The 23,867-nt window shown below is 59.3% G+C and carries 22 protein-coding genes; 11 read left to right on the plus strand and 11 right to left on the minus strand.

Annotated features, from left to right (window positions below; all coding sequences use genetic code 11):
• Positions 1-87 precede the first annotated feature (87 nt).
• From PMI11_RS33840 to PMI11_RS33860, 5 genes are all read left to right on the plus strand, one after another.
• Positions 88-1,437: an FAD/NAD(P)-binding protein gene (locus PMI11_RS33840; RefSeq protein ID WP_007826635.1), complete on the plus strand. Its 1,350-nt coding sequence runs from the start codon at positions 88-90 to the stop codon at positions 1,435-1,437.
• 423 nt (positions 1,438-1,860) lie between these two features.
• On the plus strand, positions 1,861-3,804 hold the full coding sequence (locus tag PMI11_RS33845; RefSeq protein ID WP_007826637.1) for a PrkA family serine protein kinase: 1,944 nt from the start codon (positions 1,861-1,863) through the stop codon (positions 3,802-3,804).
• A gap of 35 nt (positions 3,805-3,839) precedes the next feature.
• Positions 3,840-5,117: a YeaH/YhbH family protein gene (locus PMI11_RS33850; RefSeq protein WP_007826639.1), complete on the plus strand. Its 1,278-nt coding sequence runs from the start codon at positions 3,840-3,842 to the stop codon at positions 5,115-5,117.
• Positions 5,114-6,679 carry a SpoVR family protein gene (locus tag PMI11_RS33855; RefSeq protein WP_007826641.1) on the plus strand — a complete coding sequence of 522 codons (1,566 nt, stop codon included), beginning with the start codon at positions 5,114-5,116 and terminating at the stop codon, positions 6,677-6,679. The genes PMI11_RS33850 and PMI11_RS33855 overlap by 4 nt, the downstream gene beginning before the upstream one ends.
• A 122-nt stretch (positions 6,680-6,801) precedes the next feature.
• Complete coding sequence (locus PMI11_RS33860; RefSeq protein ID WP_007826643.1) at positions 6,802-7,233, plus strand: hypothetical protein; 432 nt, start codon at positions 6,802-6,804, stop codon at positions 7,231-7,233.
• Positions 7,234-7,259: 26 nt separating this feature from the next.
• Here the strand turns inward: PMI11_RS33860 and PMI11_RS33865 are convergent, their stop codons facing one another.
• Both PMI11_RS33865 and PMI11_RS33870 read right to left on the minus strand, forming a co-directional pair.
• A complete protein-coding gene (locus PMI11_RS33865; protein ID WP_007826645.1) occupies positions 7,260-7,898 on the minus strand; it encodes a glutathione binding-like protein in 639 nt (212 codons plus the stop codon).
• A gap of 8 nt (positions 7,899-7,906) precedes the next feature.
• Positions 7,907-8,272, minus strand: a complete 366-nt coding sequence (locus PMI11_RS33870; RefSeq protein ID WP_007826647.1) for an ArsR/SmtB family transcription factor — start codon at positions 8,270-8,272, stop codon at positions 7,907-7,909.
• A 215-nt stretch (positions 8,273-8,487) separates the two neighbouring features.
• On the opposite strand from PMI11_RS33870, the gene PMI11_RS33875 reads away from it, so the two are divergent.
• The 4 genes from PMI11_RS33875 to PMI11_RS33890 are packed head-to-tail and all read left to right on the plus strand — an operon-like array spanning position 8,488 to position 13,343.
• Positions 8,488-9,333: an ABC transporter substrate-binding protein gene (locus PMI11_RS33875; protein WP_007826648.1), complete on the plus strand. Its 846-nt coding sequence runs from the start codon at positions 8,488-8,490 to the stop codon at positions 9,331-9,333.
• Between the two features lie 9 nt (positions 9,334-9,342).
• Positions 9,343-10,473 (plus strand): LLM class flavin-dependent oxidoreductase, encoded by a 1,131-nt coding sequence (locus PMI11_RS33880; RefSeq protein ID WP_007826649.1) that lies wholly within the window; start codon positions 9,343-9,345, stop codon positions 10,471-10,473.
• A 24-nt stretch (positions 10,474-10,497) separates the two neighbouring features.
• Complete coding sequence (locus PMI11_RS33885; protein WP_007826656.1) at positions 10,498-12,327, plus strand: TRAP transporter large permease; 1,830 nt, start codon at positions 10,498-10,500, stop codon at positions 12,325-12,327.
• A gap of 17 nt (positions 12,328-12,344) precedes the next feature.
• Positions 12,345-13,343: a TRAP transporter substrate-binding protein gene (locus PMI11_RS33890; RefSeq protein ID WP_007826657.1), complete on the plus strand. Its 999-nt coding sequence runs from the start codon at positions 12,345-12,347 to the stop codon at positions 13,341-13,343.
• 77 nt (positions 13,344-13,420) lie between these two features.
• Here the strand turns inward: PMI11_RS33890 and PMI11_RS33895 are convergent, their stop codons facing one another.
• The 8 genes from PMI11_RS33895 to PMI11_RS33930 are packed head-to-tail and all read right to left on the minus strand — an operon-like array spanning position 13,421 to position 20,951.
• Entirely contained in the window at positions 13,421-13,774 is a 354-nt protein-coding gene (locus PMI11_RS33895; RefSeq protein WP_007826658.1) for a cupin domain-containing protein, read from the minus strand.
• Entirely contained in the window at positions 13,767-14,435 is a 669-nt protein-coding gene (locus PMI11_RS33900) for a cysteine hydrolase family protein (protein WP_007826659.1), read from the minus strand. Before PMI11_RS33900 ends, PMI11_RS33895 begins: the two co-directional genes overlap by 8 nt.
• Positions 14,435-15,985, minus strand: a complete 1,551-nt coding sequence (locus PMI11_RS33905; RefSeq protein WP_007826661.1) for an ABC transporter ATP-binding protein — start codon at positions 15,983-15,985, stop codon at positions 14,435-14,437. Before PMI11_RS33905 ends, PMI11_RS33900 begins: the two co-directional genes overlap by 1 nt.
• Positions 15,982-16,683 carry a biuret amidohydrolase gene (locus tag PMI11_RS33910; protein WP_007826663.1) on the minus strand — a complete coding sequence of 234 codons (702 nt, stop codon included), beginning with the start codon at positions 16,681-16,683 and terminating at the stop codon, positions 15,982-15,984. The genes PMI11_RS33905 and PMI11_RS33910 overlap by 4 nt, the downstream gene beginning before the upstream one ends.
• 12 nt (positions 16,684-16,695) lie before the next feature.
• On the minus strand, positions 16,696-17,712 hold the full coding sequence (locus PMI11_RS33915) for a formamidase (protein ID WP_007826665.1): 1,017 nt from the start codon (positions 17,710-17,712) through the stop codon (positions 16,696-16,698).
• A gap of 34 nt (positions 17,713-17,746) precedes the next feature.
• Positions 17,747-18,673: an ABC transporter permease gene (locus tag PMI11_RS33920; protein WP_007826667.1), complete on the minus strand. Its 927-nt coding sequence runs from the start codon at positions 18,671-18,673 to the stop codon at positions 17,747-17,749.
• Positions 18,673-19,803 carry an ABC transporter permease gene (locus tag PMI11_RS33925; RefSeq protein WP_007826669.1) on the minus strand — a complete coding sequence of 377 codons (1,131 nt, stop codon included), beginning with the start codon at positions 19,801-19,803 and terminating at the stop codon, positions 18,673-18,675. Before PMI11_RS33925 ends, PMI11_RS33920 begins: the two co-directional genes overlap by 1 nt.
• A 20-nt stretch (positions 19,804-19,823) precedes the next feature.
• Entirely contained in the window at positions 19,824-20,951 is a 1,128-nt protein-coding gene (locus PMI11_RS33930; RefSeq protein ID WP_007826671.1) for a BMP family ABC transporter substrate-binding protein, read from the minus strand.
• A 305-nt stretch (positions 20,952-21,256) separates the two neighbouring features.
• Here PMI11_RS33930 and PMI11_RS33935 point away from each other — a divergent pair, with 305 nt between their 5' ends.
• Together PMI11_RS33935 and PMI11_RS33940 are read left to right on the plus strand one after the other, a co-directional pair.
• Complete coding sequence (locus PMI11_RS33935; RefSeq protein WP_037072647.1) at positions 21,257-21,964, plus strand: GntR family transcriptional regulator; 708 nt, start codon at positions 21,257-21,259, stop codon at positions 21,962-21,964.
• 174 nt (positions 21,965-22,138) lie between these two features.
• On the plus strand, positions 22,139-22,513 hold the full coding sequence (locus tag PMI11_RS33940; protein WP_007826676.1) for a DoxX family protein: 375 nt from the start codon (positions 22,139-22,141) through the stop codon (positions 22,511-22,513).
• Positions 22,514-22,865: 352 nt separating this feature from the next.
• Here PMI11_RS33940 and PMI11_RS33945 read toward each other — a convergent pair.
• Positions 22,866-23,867: porin (locus PMI11_RS33945; protein ID WP_007826678.1), on the minus strand; the 1,002-nt coding region annotated here is incomplete at its 5' end.

A 23,867-nucleotide genomic window follows, 5' to 3' on the forward strand; every position in this document is an offset into this window, starting at 1 on the left:
ACCTTGGTTGAGAGTCCGAGACCGTGACAAGTCGTCAAGCCGCGCTAGTTGCAACGATGCCTTACCGGCCAATCATGGAACGAACGCTTGATTTATGATGTTGTCGTCGTCGGCTCCGGCTTTTCTGCTATCGCAGTCGTCTGCAATCTTGTCCGGAAACTTCCGCAGACGGCGTCCATCGCCGTCATCGGCGATGACCCGGGTTTTGGCAGAGGCACGGCCTATCGCACTGAAATGCATCTCCACCGGCTGAATGTCCCAGCAGCGCGCATGAGCCTTTTCACGGACAGGCCGGCCGATTTCGTGGAATGGCTGAGCCGCAAGAACCGTCCCTCGCCGGATGCCGATTTCGCGTCACGGAGCGATTATGGCCTCTATGTCAGGGATACGCTTGCAGATCTCCTGCGGCATCGCGATGACCGATGCCGCGTCGATTTCGTCAAGGCCAAGGCCACCGGCTGCGTCGAGCGCTATCCGGGCGCTCTCGGCTTTCTGTTGGAGCATGGCGGCGAAATCGCCGGCCGCGACGTCGTCCTCTGTCTTGGGTTGGGAAATGCGAAATTGCCGGTCGATACCGGAGCTCTTGGGAGCACCACGCGTTCGCATGTGATCGAAAATCCCTGGCGCCTTTCCTGGCTGACACATGTCGGCCCGCAGGATCGGGTCTGCATCCTGGGCTCAGGCCTTACCATGATCGATCAGGTTCTCGGGCTTCGGTCGCATGGGCACCGCGGCCGCATCGATATTCTCTCCCGTCGTGGGCTCGCGCCGCACGGACATACCCGCGATCCGAAATCACCTGCCGCCATCGAGATCGATGCAAAGGGGACGACACTCAGCCAGATCCTGCACGACATCAGGCGACGGGTGAGATCGGGAACCGACTGGCGAAGCGTCATGGACGGGCTGCGGCACAGGACCCAGGCGATCTGGCAGAACCTAGCTCCGGCGGAGCGGTCGCGTTTCCTACGGCATGCCTTGCCATGGTGGAATATCCATCGCCATCGCGTGGCGCCTGACATCTGCGACCGGTTCGAGCAACTGCGGAAGCAGGGCGTCGTCAATTTTCACGCCGGCTATCTTAAAACGCTCAACGATGCCGGCGACCGCATCGGCATCGAATACCGCAAGAGAGGACGCTGTGAGACGATCTCTCTCACGGTCGATTGGATCGTCAATTGTACGGGGATGGAAAGGGCGGGGCTGGCGCATTCACCGCTTCTGCAGGAAATGCGCCGGCAGGGCTTTGTCGTCGCGGATTCGCTTGGGCTTGGAATCTCGGTAAACCGGGATTCGTACGTGCTGAATTCAGAAGGCGTGGCGCAATCGAACCTTTATGCGGTGGGGGCGCTGACAGCCGGTCAATTCTGGGAGATTACCGCCGTTCCCGATATCAGGGCTCAGGCAGAACAGGTCGCTGCGCAAATAGCAATGTGAGAAGGATCCCGAGCCTTGACCGCATGGGTTGCGCTGCTGGCCTGTTTTCGATCAGGCCTTGTTTTCTCACGGACGGTTCTTGAAGGCACATTCCACATTCGGACGGCGAGAGATCCTCGCTCCATCGAATCAGGCAGCCCTTTAAGGGGCACCAACACTTATTCGCGTCATGGTGTGAAGGTGCGCGGCGTTCTCTTTCATACCGCGCGCGAATAATACTCCCGGTGCTGCCGCAAATCTATAGAGGCGGTCAACTTTCGAGGATCAAATCGACGGGTTACGCGCAATTTTTTGTGTAGCGATGCTGGAATGCCAGCCATGTCTTATTTCCGTCTAGGAGGACCTTGATCTTTCGAAACATTGGCGCACCATCTTACTTAGCGAAGGCGAAAATCGCTGAGGCAGACCTTTATAGGAGGGCCTATGCTGAACAACTCCCTATTTGATGCGTTCACCCGTAACTACGAGTCTCGCCGCGAGACGGATATGTCTATCGCGGACTATCTGTCCTTGTGCAAGAAGGATCCGATGGCTTATGCCAACGCCACCGAGCGGCTGTTGGCAGCAATCGGCGAACCTGAGATCATCGATACAGCCAAGGATTCGCGGCTCGGGCGGGTCTTCATGAACAGGACGATCCGAACCTATCCGGCCTTTGCGGGATTTTTCGGTATGGAAGAGACGATCGAGCGGATCGTGTCCTTCTTCCGGCATGCAGCCCAAGGCCTGGAAGAGCGTAAGCAGATCCTCTACCTGCTCGGTCCCGTCGGCGGTGGCAAGTCTTCGCTTGCGGAGCGCCTGAAGCAGCTCATGGAGGTCAATCCCATCTATGTACTGAAGGCAGGCGACGACTTGAGCCCGGTCTTCGAAAGCCCCCTCAATCTCTTCGATCCTCTGGCCATGGGGCCGTTGCTGCTCGAAGAATACGATATCCCTACCCGTCGCCTCAGTGGCCTGATGAGCCCATGGTGCCTCAAGCGTCTCGACGAGTTCGATGGCGATATCTCTCGCTTCCGCGTCGTGAAAATCCAGCCGTCCCGGCTTCGCCAGATCGGGATTGCCAAGACCGAACCGGGTGACGAGAACAACCAGGACGTCTCATCGCTGGTCGGCAAGGTCGATATCCGCAAGCTCGAGCACTATTCGCAGAACGATCCAGACGCCTACAGCTATTCCGGCGGTCTCAATCGCGCCAATCAGGGCATTCTAGAATTCGTCGAGATGTTCAAGGCGCCGATCAAGATGCTGCACCCGTTGCTGACGGCAACGCAGGAAAGCAATTACATGGGCACCGAGAATATCGGTGCGATCCCGTTCTCGGGTATCATCCTTGCCCATTCGAACGAAGCGGAATGGCAGACTTTCAAGGCCAACAAGAACAATGAAGCCTTCATCGACCGCATCTGCGTCATCAAGGTTCCCTATTGCCTCCGGGTCATGGAGGAGCAGAAAATCTACGAGAAGCTGATCGAAGGCTCGGAGCTTGCAGATGCAGCCTGCGCGCCAGCGACGCTGGAGATGCTGGCCCGCTTCTCCGTCCTGTCACGGCTTCGCAAGCACGAGAATTCCAATCTCTTTTCGAAGATGCGTGCCTATGACGGCGAAAGCCTGAAGGAAACCGATCCGCGCGCCAGAAGCGTACAGGAATATCGCGATGCCGCAGGCGTCGATGAGGGCATGGACGGAATATCGACACGTTTCGCCTTTAAAGTCCTTGCGTCGACCTTCAACCACGACACGACGGATATCGGCGCCGACCCCGTTCATTTGATGTATGTTCTGGAACAGGCTATCCGCCGCGAGCAGTTTTCCGAGGAGACGGAAAAGCGCTATATGGAGTTCATCAAGGCTGAATTGGCGCCGCGTTACGCGGAATTCATCGGCAACGAGATCCAGAAGGCCTATCTGGAATCCTACTCCGATTACGGTCAGAATTTGTTCGACCGTTACGTCGATTACGCGGATGCCTGGATCGAGGACGTCGATTTCAAGGACCCAGATACAGGACAGTTGCTCGACCGCGAACTTCTGAACCAGGAGCTGACGAAGATCGAAAAACCCGCGGGCATCGCCAATCCCAAGGATTTCCGCAACGAGATCGTCAAGTTCTGCCTCAGATCGCGCGCCCACAACGGCGGCAAGAACCCGTCCTGGACCAGTTATGAAAAAATCCGGGAAGTGATCGAAAAGCGGATGTTTTCGCAGGTCGAAGATTTGCTGCCGGTCATCTCCTTCGGATCGAAGAAGGATAGCGAGACTGAAAAGAAACACAGTGAGTTCGTCTCGCGCATGGTCGCGCGGGATTATACCGAACGGCAGGTTCGCCGGCTGGTGGAATGGTACATGCGCGTCAAGCAGGCGAGTTAGGTAGGCTGTCCGGCGAGTACCCATTAGGAGCAAACATGCACATCATTGACCGGCGGCTCAATCCGCGCGGTAAAAGTTTAGAAAATAGACAACGGTTTTTACGGCGTGCCAAGGACGCCGTAGAACAAGCGGTTAAACGATCTTTGCAAAACCGCTCCATCCGCGATGTGCTTGATGGCGGTGAGGTTACTCTTCCGATCGGCGGCATGGCCGAACCGGGTCTTCACCGGGGCGGAGGGGGAATTCAGGATCGTATCCTTCCCGGCAATCAGAAATTCGTCGAGGGTGATTTTATCAAGCGTCCGCCGGCATCGGGCGGCGGCCGTTCGTCCGAAGCGGGGGAGGGCGACGGCGAAGACGGCTTCCGCTTCGTACTGACCCGGGAGGAATTCCTCAACATCTTCCTCGAAGATCTGGAATTGCCTGACCTCGCCAAACGCCGACTAAGCGAGACCGAGGAGGTTACGCCGCAAAGGGCCGGTTTTTCTGTCTCCGGCTCCCCCTCCAACATCGCCATCGGGCGCACGACACGCCTTGCCATGATGCGGCGCTTGGCGCTTCATCGCCCGAAGGTAGAGGAAATAGAGGCGCTCCAGAAGCAGATCGACGAATGCGACAATGCGGAAGAGCGCCTTGTTCTTGAAGACAGGCTGAGGGCCCTGACGCTCAAGAGCAAGCGCATCCCCTATATCGATCCGCTCGACGTGCGCTACCGGCGCTTTGAAAACACACCGAAGCCTGTCGTCAAGGCAGTGATGTTCTGCCTCATGGACGTGTCCGGTTCCATGAGCGAGCATATGAAGGATCTCGCCAAGCGCTTTTACCTGCTTCTCTATCTCTTCCTGTCTCAGCGTTATGAGAAAGTGGAGATCGTCTTCATCCGCCATACTGAAAAGGCGGAGGAAGTCGATGAGGAGACTTTCTTCTATAGCCCGGCGACAGGCGGCACGCTGGTCTCCAGCGCGCTGGCGGTTATGCGCTCGATCGTTGCCGCGCGCTTCGATCCGACGGAGTGGAACATCTATGCGGCGCAGGCCTCCGATGGCGACAATTCCTATTCGGACGGCGCTCTGACCGGCCAGCTGCTGCAGCAGGAAATCCTGCCGGTCTGCCAATACTTCGCTTATATCGAAGTCGGTGAGGAAGACGGGGATTCCTCAATGTCGAGGTCACCGCTCTGGACGCTCTATCAGGAGATTCGCTCCGCAGCGCTGCCTCTTGCCATGCGCAAGGTCTGCCGCAGGAACGAGATATTTCCTGTTTTCCATGACCTGTTTCAGAAGAAGGCTGCCAAGGCAGGGGCTACGCCATGAAGACCAGCACGCGGCATAAGGAAAAGCTTCTGTTTGAAGGGGCTGATTGGGATTTTCCGACCCTGCAGCGCATTCATGATGCCTGTGAAGACATCGCGCTTGGGGAATTGGGGCTCGATGTCTATCCGAACCAGATCGAGGTCATCACATCGGAACAGATGCTTGATGCCTATTCCTCGACAGGCATGCCGCTCTTCTATCGCCACTGGTCCTTTGGCAAGCATTTTGCCCATCACGAAGCCTTTTACCGTCGCGGGATGCGTGACCTCGCTTATGAGATCGTCATCAACAGCTCACCCTGCATCTCCTATCTCATGGAGGAGAACACGGCGACCATGCAGACGCTGGTCATTGCGCATGCTGCCTTCGGCCACAACCACTTCTTCAAGAACAACTATCTGTTCAAGCTCTGGACTGACGCCGAAGGCATCCTCGATTATCTCGACTTCGCCAAGAGCTACATCTCCCGTTGCGAAGAACGATATGGCGAAGTGGCCGTCGAACGCACGCTCGATGCTGCACATGCGCTGATGTCGCACGGTGTGCACCGTTACGCCGGCAAAACCCAGGTTGACCTACGGCAGGAAGAAAAGCGGTTGCAGGAGCGCCGTGCGCACGAGGAGAAGATCTTCAACGATCTCTGGCGCACCGTGCCTGTCGGCCTCAAGCGCAACAAGTCCGATCGCGATCTCGAGCGCCGGCGTGCTGCACTCGGTTTGCCGCAGGACAATATCCTTTACTTTCTCGAAAAATCCGCGCCCCGGCTGCATTCCTGGCAGCGAGAGATCTTGCGCATCGTGCGCCACGTCGCCCAGTATTTCCATCCCCAGCGCCAGACCAAGGTGATGAACGAGGGGACTGCCACCTACGTCCACTACAACATCATGCAGCGGCTGCACGAGCGCGGGCAGCTCAGCGACGGCAACTATTTCGAGTTTCTGAAATCGCACACCAATGTCGTGTTCCAGCCGATGTACGACGATCGGCGGTTCTCCGGCTTCAATCCCTATGCGTTGGGCTTTGCGATGATGCAGGATATCGAGCGCATCGTGACGGAGCCGACTGGCGAAGACCGCGACTGGTTTCCTGACATCGCCGGACGGGGCGATCCGATGGCGGTCCTGCGTGATATCTGGGCCAACTACCGCGACGAGAGTTTCGTCAGCCAGTTCCTGAGCCCGAGCCTCATGCGGCGCTGGCGCATGTTCCAGCTCCATGACGACCCGGAGATTCAGGAGGGTATCCTGGTTTCCGCGATCCATGACGAGCGCGGTTATCGGCGTATCCGGCGGCAACTCTCCCGCGGCTACGATATCGGCCATACCGACCCGGCTATTGAAATCGTCGACGTCGATCTCGCAGGTGACCGTAGATTGCTGTTGCAGCACCGAGCCACCAATGACGAGTTCCTGGAAGAGGAGGATCTGAAGCTCGTCCTGCAGCACCTTGCCGATCTCTGGAGCTATGACGTTCTGCTGGAAGAGCTCGACAGCAAGGAGAGTGTCGTCCGGAAGCACGTCGCCCATCCGCGGACATTTTCGCGACAGAGCGAATTCGCCTGAGTGGCGGGATTCCGCCTGCATTTAAGAGACACGATTCTTCAAACGTGATTGGACAGGCAGCGTAGTTGGGATCAACCTTTCCAAGGGGGCGTGCAGTCTATTTTTCCAAATAGGAGGCCGTCATGGAACAATACGCAGTCGATCAGCTTAAGGCTATAGCCAGGGTCAGCCGTACCACGCCACAACTGTCTCGCGCCGAGCGGTTGGACCGGTGGGCGCAGCTTCTGGAAGTCGATCCTGCGCGTTCGCTCGTTACCCTTCGGGAAACCGAATATCTGCCCCGCGACCAGCGGATACTGATGAGGATCACCGGGTCACCCATATCCGTAGCCTATGACGATCCGGTTCTGCGTGCTGCGGGTCTCGAAGGCGATACTTATGGGGACGCCCAGAGCTTTTTCGATCTTAACGATCGGCAACTGCACGGGCTCGTCTGCTCCTGCCATTTCGGAGCAAGGGTCGATGCGGCTGTCGTCGCCCGCCATCTGAGAGCGACCTCCATTCCGGGCATGAAGGGCATTTTGGCGCGCATGCGGCTGATGTTTACGCGATAGGCCGACTGCCTATCCGAAACCAATGATTAGACACCTGGCGGCAGCGGAACCGGGGTGGTGAAATGTGGCACTCCGTAGCCGCGCTTCACCTGCGGCCGGGCGGCAAGCTGCAGATACCAGCGACGGACATTCGGGAAGTCGCTGAGGTCGATCTTGTGACGCAGAAAACGCGAAACCCAGGGCCAGACGGCCATGTCGGCGATGGAATAGTCGCCGACAAGGTACTCCCGGCCCTCAAGTCTTGCATCAAGTGTTTCATAGAGCCTTATCGTATCCTTACGGAAAAGCTCCTCGGCGAAGGGCGCACGACCTTGATTGTAGGTCAGGAAATAATGGGCATGGCCGAGCGTCGGCCCAAAGCCGCCCATTTGCCACATCAGCCATTCGATTGTGTGATGGCGGGCCGCACCCTCACGCGGCAGAAACCGTCCTGTCTTTTCGGCGAGATAGAGAAGAATGGCTCCGGATTCGGCGAGTGTAATACCGGTTTCGTGATCGACGATGGCTGGGATTTTGCTGCCCGGATTAATCGCCACATAGTCGGCGGAAAACTGATCGCCTTTGGTGATATCGATCGTGTGGGCTTTATAGAGAAGCCCGAATTCCTCAAGCGCGATCGATATCTTCAGGCCGTTCGGCGTGATCCAGGTATAGAAGTCGATCATAGGAGCGGTCAGTCGAACATCACTTCTTCGACCGGCAGCTTTGCCATGCCGAAACGGCCGGTGACGTCGTCGAGGCCGGAGAACATGTCCCGCAGCGCGTGGACGATGGTCTCAATCCTCGGATCGACGACACGATAGACGATCGCCTTGCCGTCGCGGCGCCCTTCGATGACGTTTGCCTCGCGCAATTCCGCAAGTTGTTGTGAAAGCGTCGGCTGTCGGATGCCGAGTTCGTCTTCCAGCGCGGACACCGATGCTTCCGTTTCCATTAGATAACAGACGATTGCTAGCCGGTTCGCATTGGCGACCAACTTCAGAAGCTCGCTCGCCTCGCCGACACTGCGGCAGACCCTCGATGATACGGGCTTGGTCATGGCCACCTCTTTTGTTCTACAAAAAAGTAAAGTGAGTGCTCGGAGATTTCAATGCTCGATCTCTCTGGAAGCGCGCTTGCGATAAAAGATTTTATTATTGGTAGATTTAATAGGTTTTTGATCTGGTTTCCCGTTGGTCTCCGGGACCGGTTTCCTCGCTTTCAATTTATAAAAAAGTAGATTGATTGCGATGATAATCCATGACCGGAATGAAGATGAGAATCGGTGTTCATCCCAACAATCTCCACTTGCGGCTCGCAAGAGTATGGCCGGGTGCCTTTGCCGGACTCGATCCGATCTTCGTTCCCTATGGTGAAGGCCGGGACACGGCCTCGCTGCTGGAAAGCGGCGCGATTCATTTCGGCGGAACCGGCTCGACGCCGCCGATCGAGGCGGATGCGCGTGGCCTCCATATCGAATATGTCGCCGCATCGGCGCCGCGGCCTGCCAATGGCGCGATCTTCGTGCGCGCCGACAGTGATATCGGCTCGGTAGCCGATCTTGCCGGTCGAAAGATCTCCCTGATCGATGGTTCGTTTCACACCTATCTGCTCGCTCGCAGCCTGGAGGGCGAGGATCTTGCGCTTGGTGACGTCGAGCGTATCGAAAGCGGCACGCGGGATTCCCTGACGGAACTGCTGGAGGGCAGGGTCGATGCCTGGGTTGCCATGTCGCCGCGGCTGGAGAAGGCGATCGGCCGGCCGGATCTTCGTCTCATCGTTCGCTGTGGCGCCACCATTCCCAACCGGTCGCTCTTCTGGAGCCTTGCGCGCATTGGACTTTCCCCAAGCGAAATCGCCGGTATTGCCTCGGAGCTTGCCCGTGTCGGCGGCCAGATCGCCGCCGATCCTGTAAGGGCAGCTCATCTTCTGGCGGAAAACGACCATAGCGGTACCGACGCCGAGGCTTGGGAGAGGGTAGTGCGCTCACGCGATCTGTCGGTGGTGCCGATTGATGGGGCAGTGCTGGCCGAGCAGCAGGAAGAAGCCGACACGCTCTTCCGCCATGGCCATTTTGATCGCACGGTCGCCATTGGCGGACCGCTGGAAGCAACGGAGTGAGGAGCCGGGATGAACGTCTTCTGGTATATGTGTGCGCCTGACGGCGCCTATCCGTGGCAGCCGGAAGGCTCGCGTCAGGTCGATTACGGCTATTATAAGCAGCTCGCCCAGGCCTATGACCATCTTGGTTATACAGGCGCACTCTTTGCGACCGGCGCTCACGATGTCTGGGTGCTGGCAAGTGCACTGCTTTCCTATACCGAGCGGCTGCGTTTCCTCGTCGCTATCCATCCGGGCCTCGTCGCACCGACGCTGCTGGCCAAAATGGCCGCGACCTTTCAGGAATTTGCTCGCGACCGCCTGCTGATCAACGTCGTCTCAGGCGATGCCAAAATGCTCTGCGCCTATGGCATGATGCTGCCGCATGACGAACGTTACGACATGGCGGACGAATATCTGCAGCTCTGGCATCGGCTCTTCGCCGGCGAGAGCGTCACCTATCAGGGCAAGTATTTCTCTACTGACGGCGCCAAGCTCGCCCTTCCGGTCGGCGAAAGCATTGCCCCTCCGCCACTCTGGTTCGGCGGCTCCTCCGACAAGGCGCTCGATGTCGCCGCAAAACACGTCGATACCTATCTCTCCTGGGGTGAGACGCCCGAGCAGATCAAGGGTAAGGTCGAGGCCGTGAAGGCACGTGCTGCCCATTACGAACGCGAGCTCGAATATGGCATTCGCCTCTACGTGATCGTGCGTGACACGGACGAGAAGGCGTGGGAAGCCGCCGCTGATCTCTATGGCCGCATGGATGAGGCGGCAATTGCCGCCAACCAACGCTTCGTTGCCCGCAGCGATTCTGTCGGCCAGCAGCGCATGACGGCGCTGCATGGTGGCCTGAAGCCGGACAACCTGCGCGATCTTGAAGTCGCTCCCAATCTCTGGGCCGGCATCGGCCTGGTGCGGCCCGGTCCCGGCACGGCAATCGTCGGCTCGCCCGATACGGTGCTGCGCACGCTCGAAGCTTATCAGAAGGCTGGCGTCGAAACCTTTATTCTTTCCGGCATGCCGCTGCTTGAGGAAGCTTATCGTTTCGGCGAAAAGGTTCTGCCGCGTCTTGATGTCAGAAGGGAAGTGTCGAAGGCGCGCAACTACACCTGGTCGACGCTCTTCGATCGCGACCTTTCCACCGTCAAGAGCGCCTGACCCTCCGGCAAGAAAGCAAGTTCAGTGGCAGCAAGTGAATTCCATCCAGCCGAACAAGAGACGACAGGCGACGGGCTTGCAGCCCGCATCCTCAAGGCGATCGAAGGCGTCCTTGGCGTTGCCGCCGCGTCGGTGCTTGCCGTGCTGCTCGTCATGGTGCTGGTCACGGTTTGCATGCGTTATTTCTTCGCCGCCGGCTTCATCGGCGCTGAAGATCTCGGCATCTGGCTGCATGTGTTGCTGATCGCGCTCGGCGCGCCACTCAGTCTCAACAGCGCGCTTGCCATGCGTCTCGACGTCTTCGTCAAGATGATGCCGGAGCGCCTTTACCCGGCAACGCAGGTGGCCGCCGATGTATTCACCGTGCTTTCCGGCCTGATCCTGAGTTTCGGAGGCAGCGAGATCATGACCATGCTCGGTGGTACATCCCCGACGCTCGGCGTGCCGGAATGGATCCGCTTCGGCTTTCTCGGCGCCGGCGGCGCGCTGATCCTCGTCGTCCTTCTGCTGCAACGTATTGCCGAAGGAAAGGCTTTGCCGGTCTTCCTTTCCGTCGCTATCGGTGCCGCACTCTATGCCGGCATTCCCTTCGTCTCCGTGGAACTCGACTGGCCGCCCAGCATCTTCCTTGGTCTCATCGCCGCGATCGGCCTCGTGCTTGCAGCACCCTTGCCGCATGCCTTCCTGGCCGCCGCCTATGTGGTGATCGCCTTCGGCAGCAGCTTGCCGGAACCGGCGATCGTGTCGTCGACCGTCACCGGCATTTCGAAATTTCTGCTGCTTGCCATTCCCTTTTTCCTGCTTGCCGGCGGGCTGCTGACGGCATCTGGCGTCGCCAACCAGCTCGTGCGTTTCGCCGCCGCCATGGTCGGCCACCGCCGTGCTGGTCTCGCCCAAACGACGCTGCTCACCAGCGTGCTCTTTTCCGGTGCCTCCGGCTCCTCGGTTGCCAATGCGGCCTTCGGCGCATCCACCTTTCAGCCGGAGCTCGTCCGCCACGGTTACCCGCCGGCGAAGGCCGCGGCGATCATTGCAGCGACCTCGGTGCTCGACAATGTCATTCCGCCGTCGATCGCCTTCCTGATCCTGGCGACCGCCACCAATCTTTCGGTTGGCTCCCTGCTGGTCGGCGGCTTCTTTGCCGGTGGCCTGATGGCCATCTGTCTTGCGGTCGCCATCCATCTGACGGTCCGCGATCAGGCGCCGCTGCCCCGAGCTACACCGGCGCAGCGCTGGCAGTCGGCCGTCCAGGCGATCCCCGCCTTCGGTCTCGGCGTCATCGTCGTGGTCGGCATTCGCATCGGCATCGTCACGACGACGGAGGCCGCGGCCCTTGCCGCCTTCTACACCTTCCTGCTCGGCATCGGCGCGCGGCTTGGCGTCCTCTCGCTTTACGCCGCATTCCGCCAGGCGGCGGTCGAGGCCGCCGCTATCGGCCTTCTGATCGGCACAGCCGGCCCCTTTGCCTTCCTGCTTGCTGTCGATGATGTCTCAGGTCTGATCTCACACCTGACGACGGTGCTCGGCGGCAGTGCGCTCGCTGTCATCCTGCTGTCCAACATCATTCTGCTGGTCGTTGGCCTCGTTCTCGATATCGGCGCTGCGATCCTGCTCTTTGGACCGATCCTGCTGCCTGCCGCCGTCGCCGCTGGCATCGATCCCATTCATTTCGGCGTCATCATCGTCGTCAACCTGATGATCCACGGACTGACGCCGCCACTCGGCATGCTGATCTTCGTCGTCAGCGGCGTGACCCGCATTCCAGCTTCCGCCCTCTTCAAGGCGGTCGTTCCCTATCTGCTTGCTCTTCTCGTTTCCCTCGCAATCCTTTGCGCATGGGCGATCATCTTCTAACCGACAGGACCTTATTCATGGACAACTTCAACCGACGCAATTTCCTGAAGACCGCTGCGATCGCCGGCACTGCCCTTGCCGCCCCGGCCTTCGTTCGCACGGCGGCGGCCCGCACGACGACGATCACGATCGCCTCGCTGCTCGGCGACGATAAGCCGGAGACGAAAATCTGGGTAAAGATCAGCGAGCTGGTCGAAGCCAAGCTGCCGGGCCAGTTCAAGTTCAACATCGTCAAAAACGGTGCACTCGGTGGTGAAAAGGAAGTGGCAGAAGGCGTTCGCCTCGGCTCCATCCATGCCAGCCTGTCGACGGTCTCTTCGCTCTCCGGCTGGGCGCCGGAACTGCAGATCCTCGATCTTCCCTTCCTGTTCCGCGATGCCGAGCATGTACGCCGCACCGTCAGCGGCGATATCGGCACTGAGCTTAAAGGCAAGCTGCAGGCGCAGAATTTCGTCGTCGGCGATTTCATCAATTATGGCGCCCGTCATCTGCTGACCAAGGAACCGGTGACGCGCCCGGAACAGCTGAAGGGCAAGCGTATCCGCGTCATCCACAGCCCGCTACACACCAAGCTCTGGAGCGCCTTCGGCACGACGCCGATCGGTATTCCGATCACCGAGACCTATAATGCACTGGCAACGGGCGTCGCCGACGCCATGGACCTCACCAAATCAGCCTATGCCGGCTTCAAGCTCTATGAGGTCGTGCCCTACATGACCGAGACCGGCCACATCTGGGCGTCGGGCATCATCTATTATTCTTCGACCTTCTGGGGCGGTTTGAACGAAGAGCAGAAGGCCGTTTTCCAGCAGGCATCCACGGAAGGCGCAGCCCACTTCAATCAGCTCATCGTCGATGACGAGGCTGCATCAGTCGAAGTTTCGTTGAAGAACGGCGGCAAGCTGTTGAAGCCGGAAGCCTTCGATGAATGGCAGAAGGGCGCTCAAGGCGTCTGGGACGATTTCGCCTCCGTCGTCGGTGGCCTCGACCGTATCAAGGCCGTCCAATCGGCCTGAGGAAGTCCTGAACACGAGGCTAGCCGGTCAGCCAGCCTCGCTCAGTCGTTGGGTTGACGAAGCAGGTACTGTCGAATTTACGCTGCTTCCTCTCCCAGTATTTTCACCGGCCTGTCCCATTGGATCAGCACCACGCAGCCGGTATCACTCCAGACAGAATGTTCGGTGCCCGGCGCATTGACGATATAGCTGCCGCGGCCGTAGTCGCCCGCTTCGTCCGATTGCACACCGTCGAGGACGAGGATGGTTTCCAGTCCTTCATGCCGATGACGGGGAACGCTGGCGCCGGCTTCATATTTCAACAGCGCTACGCCCGGCTGGTCGCCGTCGAAAGGACGGATCCAATGGATCGTCACTTCATCGCGGAAAGGGCCGAATTCAAGTGTCTTCCAGCCGTCTGAAGTCAAGAGTTCGCGGGTGGTCTCAGGCATGGGCGATGCTCTCCAGGATGTCGTCGACATGCGCCGTCCAGCCGACGATCGCGCCCTGGGCGCGGATCATGGCGATGGCGGCCGCCTTGAATTCGGGAAAGTAGCTTTCCGTCGCCTCCTCGGCGAGCAGGCATTCGTAGCCGCGGTCGTTCGCCTCGCGCATGGTCGTCTGGACGCAGACTTCGGTTGTGACGCCGGCAAAGACGAGCTGCTTGATGCCCCTCCGCTGCAGAACATCGCCGAGCTCGGTGGCGTAGAAGGCACCCTTGCCAGGCTTTTCGATGACCACTTCGCCCTTGAGCGGCGCAAGTTCCGGCAGGATCGCCGTGCCGGGTTCTCCCGAGATGAGGATGCGGCCCATTGGGCCTTCATCACCGATCCGGAGCGTCGGGTTGCCGCGGTCGCGTTTTGCCGGCGGCAGGTCCGAGAGGTCGGACCTGTGACATTCCATCGTGTGGATCACCGGCAGGCCGGCATTGCGGAAGCCCTGGATGAGGCGTTTGACGTCGGGCACGATCCTGGTAATGCGGCTGACATCATTGCCAAGGCTGGCGCCAAAGCCGCCAGGCTCGGCGAAATCACGCTGCATGTCGATGACGATGAGGGCCAGTTGGTCATGTTTCGCCGGGAAGTCGAAGGGTTCTGCCTTGATCTCCGCCATCAGTGATGTCCTGCCATATGTGCGCCGATGACGCCGATATCGGCTGAGCGTGCCGGTGTCTCGTAAACCAGCTTGCCTTCGGAAATCACCATGATGCGGTCGGACATTTCGAGCAGCTCATCAAGGTCTTCGGAAAGCAGCAGTACGGCCGTACCGGAATTGCGGGCCTTCATGATGCGGGCACGGATCTCGGCGACGGCCGAGAAATCGAGGCCGAAACAGGGGTTGGAGACGATCAGCAGATCGACCTCGCCCGTCAGTTCGCGGGCGAGCACGGCACGCTGCACATTGCCGCCCGAAAGCGCCGCGATCGGTGAGGAGGAGGAGGCCGTCTTCACCTTGAAATCGGAAATCAGATCCGTGGCGCGCTTCTTCATCTTGCCCTTGTTCAGCCAGATTGCATCTTTGCCGTCGGCCCTCAGATCGAAGGTGCGGAAGGCGAGGTTTTCGCTGACCGTCATGCGCGGGGCGCAGGCATTTTGCAGGGGCTCCTCGGGGATGAAGCGGACATTGTTCTTGCGGGTTTCCGGGCGCGTCGCGCCATAGGTCTCGCCTTTGACACTGACGCGGCCGGTATCCGTCGGTCGTTGGCCGGCGAGGATTTCCGTCAGTTCCTTTTGGCCATTGCCCGATATGCCGGCAATACCGACGATCTCGCCGGAGCGAACAGTGAGATTGTCGATCTCGATGGTCTTGAGACCTGAACGGTCCGGCGCCTTGACCTGCTCGACCGTCAGCACGGGTTTCGCGCTTTCGGAAATCGGAACGCGGGTGTCGAGTTCGGCCAGTTTGACGTCGCCGATCATCATCGCCGCCATGTCGGCGGTGGAGAGTTCGCCCACCTTGCCGGTGCCGACCAGCTTACCGCGCCGCAGGATGGAGACGGCATCGGCAAATTTTGTGACCTCGTGGAATTTGTGGGAGATCATCAGCACGGTCAGTTCGCCGCGCTCGGTCATGGCGCGCACGAGGCCGAGCATCTCGTCTGCCTCGGCAGGCGTCAGCACCGAGGTCGGCTCATCGAGAACCAGGAAGGAGCGGCCGAGGTAAAGCTGCTTGACGATCTCAAGCTTCTGCTTTTCGCCGGCGGCAAGTTCACTCACCGGCCGGTCGAGCGGGATCTTGAAGGGCATGCGCTCCATGAAGGCAGCGAGATCCTTGCGCTCCTTCGCCCAGTTAATGATGGCAGGCACTTCGGCGCGGTTGATGACAAGGTTTTCGGCACCCGTCAGCGAGGGGACCAGCGTGAAGTGCTGGTAGACCATGCCGAGCCCATAGGTCGCGGCGTCCTTCGGTGAGGCGATCGCCACTTCGCGGCCATCGACGGAAAGCGCGCCCGATGTGGCGTGGTAGAAACCCATGATGCATTTGACGAGCGTCGATTTGCCGGCGCCGTTCTCGCCGAGCAGCGCGTGAAAGCTGCCCGAAGGTACCTTGATCGATACGTGGTCGAGCGCGGTAAAACTGCCGAAGCGCATCGTCATGTCGATCGTGTCGATGCCGACGGCTTTACCCGCTTGCGGGAGGGGGGTGTCGCGGACCGTACTCATGGCAGTTGGCTCACAAGCGTTTCAGAATTGGAGACGGAGCCGAAGACGCCGCCCTGCATCTTCACCATCTTGATCGCGGCAAGATGATTGCCGTAGTCGGTCGCGCCGCAGCAATCTTCCAGAAGCAGGCATTCATAGCCGCGGTCGTTTGCCTCGCGCATGGTGGTGGAAACGCAGACGTCGGTGGTGATGCCGGTCAGGATGATATTCTCGATGCGCTTCTGGTTGAGGATTAGCTCCAGGTCGGTGGCACAGAAGGAGCCCTTGCCGGGCTTGTCGATGATCGTCTCGCCTTCGATGGGGTAGAGTTCCGGAATGATGTCCCAGCCGGGTTCGCCGCGGGTCAGGATGCGCCCGCACGGGCCCGGATCGCCGATACCGGCGCCGATGCGCTGTGAGCGCCAGAGCTTGTTGGCCGGCAGGTCGGCAAGATCAGGGCGATGGCCTTCGCGGGTGTGGATGATGTGGTAGCCCTTGGCCCGCATGGCGGCCAGGACCTTCTTGATCGGCTCGATCGGCGCCTGCACCAGCGAGAGGTCGTAGCCCATGTGATCGACATAGCCGCCCTTGCCGCAGAAATCTGTCTGCATGTCGATGATGATGAGCGCGGTATTGTCCGGCCGCAGGGCGCCATTATAGGGCCAGGCATAGGGATCGGCGTCGATATAATGTCCTTTGGTTTCGACCATGGCGTCCATCGTCTTCTTCTCCTATTCACCCGCGAGTTTGAATGTTTCGCCGTAGCGGCGTACCGGCTTGTCGAAGCCGCAGGATGTGCCATCCGTGACCTTCACCTGATCTTCCCAAGGAAGGCGGTATTTGCCGGCGATGAGGTCGTGCATGTAGGAATAGGGCGCATCATCAGCGCCGCCGGCCACAGCCACATAGCCGCGATGACCGAACTGGTAGATGTTGTTTTCGACGCCCCAGCCGAGGCGGGCTTCGCGCACGAGATCGGGGCGGACTTCGGCGGTGATGATTTCGTTGACGCGCCCGGAGGTGCCATGGGCGATGATCGAGCCGTCGAAATTGCAGATCATGCCTTCGCCCATCGAGTCGAAGGTGCCGTCAGAGCCGCACATGCAGACGCTCGCCGTGACCATGAGATTGCAGAAGGCGTTCGACTGGTTGGTGAATTTCCAGCTTTCGCGGATCGGTGCCGTGTAGCCGGCCGTGCGGATCATGATTTCCGCGCCCTTATAAGCGCATTCACGCGCCATCTCCGGGAACATGCCGTCATGGCAGATAATGAGCGCGAGCTTTGCGCCCTTCGGCCCGTCGATGACGGGAATGCCGAAATTGCCGGGCTCCCACGGTTCGACAGGCACCCAGGGGTGCATCTTGCGGTAATAGAGCTTCAGCTCGCCCTTGTCGTCGATGACGATGCCGGAATTATAGGGCATGCCCTCGGGGTTCAGCTCCATGATCGAGAAGCAGCCCCAGATCGCATTCTCCTTGCAAGCCTTTTTGAAGGCTGCGACCTCCGACCCGTCGAGCGTGCACATGATCTCCGGATTGATATCCATCGACAGGCCATGCAGGGCATATTCCGGAAAGACGACCAGATCCATGCCCGGCTGATTGCGCCGCGCCTTGCCGACGAGATCGACGATGACCTGCGTCTGGCGCGCAAGGTCTTCCCTTGTCACGGTGACCGGAAGCTGCAGCTGGACGAGACCGATACCGACACCATGCTCCGATTTGTTCAATCCGCCGAGACCGTTCATGGCTTGGCTCCTTTCGTGCTTATTTCTCTCGGGCTCATTTCGTCAGGGAAAGCGCGCCGGGTGCGCCGGCGAGCGAACGTGTCGGTGAGGATGTCGCGATCATGATGACCAGGGTCAGCACATAAGGAGCGGCATAAAAAAGGTAGTAACCCTGTGTGACGCCGACCGATTGCAGTGCCGGGCCTAGCGCGCCGGCGCCGCCAAACAGCAGGGCGGCGAGGAAGCAGCCGATCGGGTTCCAGCGGGCGAAGATGACGAGCGCCACAGCCATCAGGCCCTGGCCGGAAGAAATGCCCTCGTTCCAGGAGCCCGGATAATAGAGCGACAGATAGGCGCCGCCGATTGCCGCCAGCGAACCGCCGACGGCCGTTGCGAGCAGGCGCACACGATCCGGATTGATACCCATGGCACGCGCCGCATCGGTGCTGTCGCCGACGACGCGCAGGATCAGGCCGACGCGGGTATTCTTGAAGGCCCACCAGAGTATGAAGGCGAGTGCCGCGCCGAGCAGGAAGAGCACATTGATGTTCAGCGCTGCCTGGATCTGAGGCATGCTGGACCAGAAACCCAGTGGAATTGCCGGCAGATGCGGCGCTGCCGGCTGGATGAAAGGTTTGCCGAGGAAGAAGGCAAGGCCGAGCCCGAACTGCATCATGGCGATACCGATGGCGATATCGTTGACCTTCGGCCATTTGCAGATCCAGCCATGGACGAGACCGAAGACGGCGCCCGTCGCCATTGCCGCGAGTACCCCGAGCCACGGTGAATTGGTCATGACCGCGACGGCATAAGCTGTCATCGCACCGAAGACCAGCGTGCCTTCAAGCCCGAGATTGATGCGGCCGGAGCGCTCGGTGATCGTCTCGCCGAGGCTGACGAAGATGAAGGGCGTGGAAACGCGGATTGCGCCTGCGAGGATGCCGAGAGGCACGCCCCATATTCCGATGCCTGTCTCTTCCATCAGAGGCTCCTTTTCCAGAGGTCGGGATTGAAGATCTTGAAGCGGCCGTAAAAGGTCTCGCAGAAGAGGATGACGATGAAGAGCGTGCCCTGCAGCACCAGAACGGTGGCATCAGGCAGGCCCATGCGGCGCTGGATGAGGCCGCCGGAAGCATCGATGCCGCCGAGCAGGATCGCGACCGGGATGATTGCCAGTGGATAGTGACGAGCGAGGAAGGCGACGAGGATACCGGTATAGCCGTAGCCCGCGGCAAGTGAGGCATTAGCACTGCCTTGCACCGCGGCGACTTCCACCATGCCGGCAAGCCCCGCAAAACTGCCGGCGATTGCCGTGAAGCCGACGATCAGCCTGCCGACTGGAAGACCCTGGATCTGCGCGGCGCGCACATTGCCGCCGGCGATGCGGGCCGCAAAACCGTAGCTCGTCACTTCGATCAAGATCCAAGAGAGGATGCAGGCGACGATGCCGATGACGAGGCCCCAATGCACGTCCATGCCAGGAATGTTGCCGAGCATGTATTCTGCCGGCAGCGGCTTGGTGGAAGGCTTGTTGAGGCTGGCGGGATCACGTAGCGTCCCTTCGACGAACTGGTTCATCAGGGCGATAGCGATGTAGGAAAGAAGCAGCGAGGAGATTGTCTCGTTGACCCCGCGATAGTGGCGCAGGAAACCGGCTAGGCCGATCCAGATCCCGCCGACCACCATGGCGGCAATGCCCATGAGAATGAGGGTCAGGAATACAGGCGCTGAACCGGCAAGCGGCATGGCCATGGCCGCGGCAGCAACGCCGCCCAGCACGACCGCCCCTTCCCCGCCGATGATGACGAGGCCGAGACGGGCGGGCAGGGCGACGCAGAGTGCCGTCAGGAGAAGGGGTGCGGCACGGCTTAAGCTGTTTTGCACCGAAAACCAGCTGCCGAAGCCGCCGGTATACATGAGCTGGAAAAGCATCGCTGGCGATTTTCCAATCGCCAGGATGAACAGGGAGAAGAGCGCAAGACCGATCAGGATGGCCGCAAGGCCGATGACGACAGGTTCGGCGTGTCGTGCGATCCATTCGAGAATGGGACGCAACGACGCCGGTTTTTCGGAAGCGACTGATATTGCGGGATCATTGGCCTGGACAGTCATGGCGCTTCTCCCTTTTCGGCTTACGCCGTGGACCCGACGACACCCTCGACCAGATAGTTCATGCTCTCGAGCTCGATCGCGTCTTCGGCATAGCTCTTGTCGGCGGTCACGACGGAATTGCCCTTATTGTCCTTCAGCGGACCCTTGAAGACCGAGAAACCGCCCTTCATCATCTCGGCGTGGGTCGCTTCGAAGGCCTTACGGCCTGCCTCGGAAACGCCGGGTCCGAGCGCGCTCATCTTGACGAAACCGTCCTTCAGGCCGCCGCGTACGAAATTGCCGAGCTTTTCGCCGGCCTGAGCCTTCTTGACGAAATCGCTATAGACATTGCCCCAGGCCCATTCCGCACCGGTGAGGTACTTTTCGGGGGCAAGCGGGCTCTGGTTGGCGTGATAGCCGCAGACGAAGGCACTGCGGCCGGCAGCGGTCTCGACGACGACCTTCGGGCTGTCGACGTGGCAGGTGATAACATCGGCGCCCTGATCGATCAGTGCATTGGTGGCTTCTGCTTCCTTGACGGCGAGCGACCACTCCCCGGTGAAGATCACCTGGCAGGTGATGGTCGGATCGACGGTGCGGGCGCCGAGCAGGAAAGCGTTGATGTTCTGCAGAACCTGCGGGATAGGCTTGGCGGCAACAAAGCCGATCTTCTTGCTCTTCGTCGCGTGGCCGGCGGCGATGCCGTTCAGATACTGGCCCTGGAAGATGTAGCCGAAATAGGAGCCGGTATTGGCCGGGTTCTTGCCTTCCTGCCAGAGGCCGCCGCAATGGCGGAACTGGATATCCGGGTACTTAGCGGCCATCGCCAGCATATGCGGGTCGAAATAGCCGAAGGAGGTCGGGAAGAGCAGGGTCGCGCCATCGAGATTGATCATCGATTCCATCGTCTTCTGGACGTCAACAGTCTCGGGCACATTCTCTTCTTCGACGACGGTGATTCCCGGCAGTGCCTTGACGACCGCGGCACCTTCGGCATGTGCCTGGTTGTAGCCATAGTCGTCCTTCGGGCCGACATAGATGAAGCCGACGGTCAGGGCCGTCTGCGCAAGAGCGCGCGAGGAAAGGAGACCGGGGGCTGCGCCGACCAGGGCGGTGGCTGCAGATACTTGAAGGAAATGGCGGCGGTTCATGGAAAGGAGTTTGGTCATCGGAATGCTCCCCTTGCGGCGGTTTCGCCGGTTCAATTGGTTACGGGAAAGTGTATGCAATGACCATGCCAGATTTTATTCTATTGAATTCATTGGATGTCTTCGGAGGATCACAAGGCACCGTAAAAAGTGTATGCAATTTTTAGTCATACAAGATCAAAAACTATGCAGAGTCTATAAAATCAGCTAATTTCAGCATCAGATTTTTTTACCTCGTGTATATCCGCACACAATCTGTTGTTTTTCTTTGTTAAAACAATGGTTTGTTGCTATATTTGACTTTGCGGCACCAACGATGCATGTGTATGCATGCATTTAACGGACAGAATCATTCCTTGAAGCAGGTCAGGCGCAGAGAGATCATCCGAGCAGGAACGACCGTCGAGCAGATGGTGCGGGCAATTGCTGATATGATCGTGACCGGGCGGATGCTGCCTGGCGACAAGCTTGACGAAATCTCGCTGGCGGCCCGTTTCGAAGTGTCGCGCACGCCGGTGCGCGAGGCGCTTCGCGAACTCGGCGCCATGGGGCTCGTCGATCGCGAGCCGAACCGCAGCGCCGTCGTCACCAACGTGACCGAAACCTATCTGCACTCGATGTTTGAGGCGATGGCGGAGTTGGAAGGAGTCTGCGCGCGTCTAGCCGCCGAGCGGATGACGGTTGACGAGCGGCGCATGCTGGAAATCGACCATCGCGCTTCTGCTCGCCTCGTGCATCAGGGTGCGGAAGAGGATTATGCTGTTCACAATACCGAGTTCCACACGCGGCTCTATCGCGGTGCGCATAATGAGCACATCTATGAGCTGGTAACCCAGAGCCGGGCCCGGCTTGCGCCTTTCCGCCGCGCGCAGTTCCGGCTGCCGGGTCGGCTTGCCAAATCCTATGATGAGCACGACATGATTGTGACTGCGATCATGCGGGCAGATGGTGCAGCCGCTGCAAAGGCAGCCTATTCGCATGTGGAAATCGTCAGCGATGCCAGCGTCGTCTTTGCTTCGGCGAGAGAGAAATAGTTGCCACGGATGGCACCGACTGCGTAGGCGGCAATCATCAACGTAACGTTTGGAACTGTAGACGTGATCGAACGCTGAGGACCAAATCCCTGATTGCGAGGTTGCTGCCGAATTGACAACATCCAGACCACTCCATAAGGCAGGTTGTGACCGGCAATTGAAGAGGCAGCGATAATGTCGATCTGGATTGGGCGAATTCTGTCAGCACTGGTTGTAGTTTTGCTTCTTGCTGATGCGGCCACCAACCTTTTTGCACCTGATTTCATACAGGCGGAAATGGAAGCAACCGGTTTCCCCGTCAACCTCGCCCCGGTGCTTGGCATGATTATCGCGATCTGCGCGATCCTTTATGCTGTTCCGAAAACAGCTTTCCTTGGTGCGATACTGGTGACCGGTTTTCTCGGCGGCGCCATTTGCACGCACTTCCGTCTGGGCGAATTTTTTACGCCGCCCCAGATCGTAAGCTTGCTTATCGGGGCTGCCACCTGGGGCGGCCTTTATCTGCGGGATCCGAGACTGCGTCAGTTGATACCACTGAATATAGTCTGAGCGCGCGGCGATCTCGCCGCGGAGTATGGAAGCGGCCGGGATTCTGACCGGCGACCAGACACTGTTGCGCCTACCGGCTGCAATTTTTTCTCAAAGGAAATCGGCGACTGAGACTTCAGGTCTTCAGCCGCCGACAAAGATCTCGTCCGTTGGACGTTCCCGTCAAGGAAAAGGCTCGCCCTCGGCTGAGGGCGAGCGAGAACCATCTACAGGAGTGGAATTCTGTATCGATGGGTGAGGCCGATCCGGCAGGGAACCGAACCGACCTCCTTCTTCTGAATTGGAGGTCACCAAAGCAGAAGCCTGTGATGAAAAACCCCAGGATGCGATCCCGGGGTCTTCAATGTTCAGATTAGAACGAACGCTGCAGACGGAAGTAACCCGTCGTGAAGTCGTCGCTATCTTCCGGATCCAGGTACTGGATAGAAGCCTTGGCGTAGAAGTTGTCGACGATCTGGTAATCAACCGTCAGACCGACCTTCCAGGCGTCGCCGGTACCGTCGAAGTCATCCGGAACGGTGTCGAACGCGCTGGCACCGCCGATGTAGTTGCCGTAGTACTGAACACCAGGAGTGATCTTCAGCTTGTCCGTGGCCTTGATGGCGTATTCGGCAGCAACTGCCCATTCAGCCGTCGAGTAGTAGGAGTTCGGGCCGCTGGAGTAGACAGCAGCGAGGCCGAGCGTGCCCGGACCAACTTCAACCGTACCCATTGCGCGGATTGCGCCGTCTTCGTTGTCGAAGTCCCAGCCGCCGGTAACCTGGTAGCTGAAGGCACCAGCCGTGCCGCCGATGCCGAAGGCAACGCCGACATTGTTCGGGCCATCGTTCGGAACGAGGAGGCCGGTGACCGGATCCACGTCACCCTGATAGACGCCATCTTCCAGTTCGTCGACGCTGAGACCAGCGTAGAAGGTACCGGTTTCGTACTGATAACGGATCGAGTTATGCAGCGTTACGACAGAACCGATGTCGTCGGTTTCGCCGGAGAGACCATCGTCCCACCAGGAGTAGAAGAGACCAGCGCGGAAGCCAGCGACGTCAAGGTAAGCGGAGTCGAGGATCGTGTCCTGGTTCGTTGCGTTGTCGGCATTGGCCTGGAGAACGATCACGCCGGTGAGCGGACCGTACTCGGTGTCGCTCTTGGCGGTGAACTGAACCTGACCACGGGTAACTGCATCCCAGTCAGAGTCGTTGTCACCGCCGACGTTCGAGCCAACGTTAACCTGGAAACGGATGTAACCTTCGATCTTCAGGCAGGTTTCCGTGCCCGGGATATAGAAGTAGCCGGTGCCGTAGGCGTCGCAGACGCGAACGTATTCAACCGGTTCCGGCTCGGCAGCAACGATTGCGTC

The organism is Rhizobium sp. CF142 (assembly GCF_000281145.1).
GTDB lineage: Bacteria > Pseudomonadota > Alphaproteobacteria > Rhizobiales > Rhizobiaceae > Rhizobium.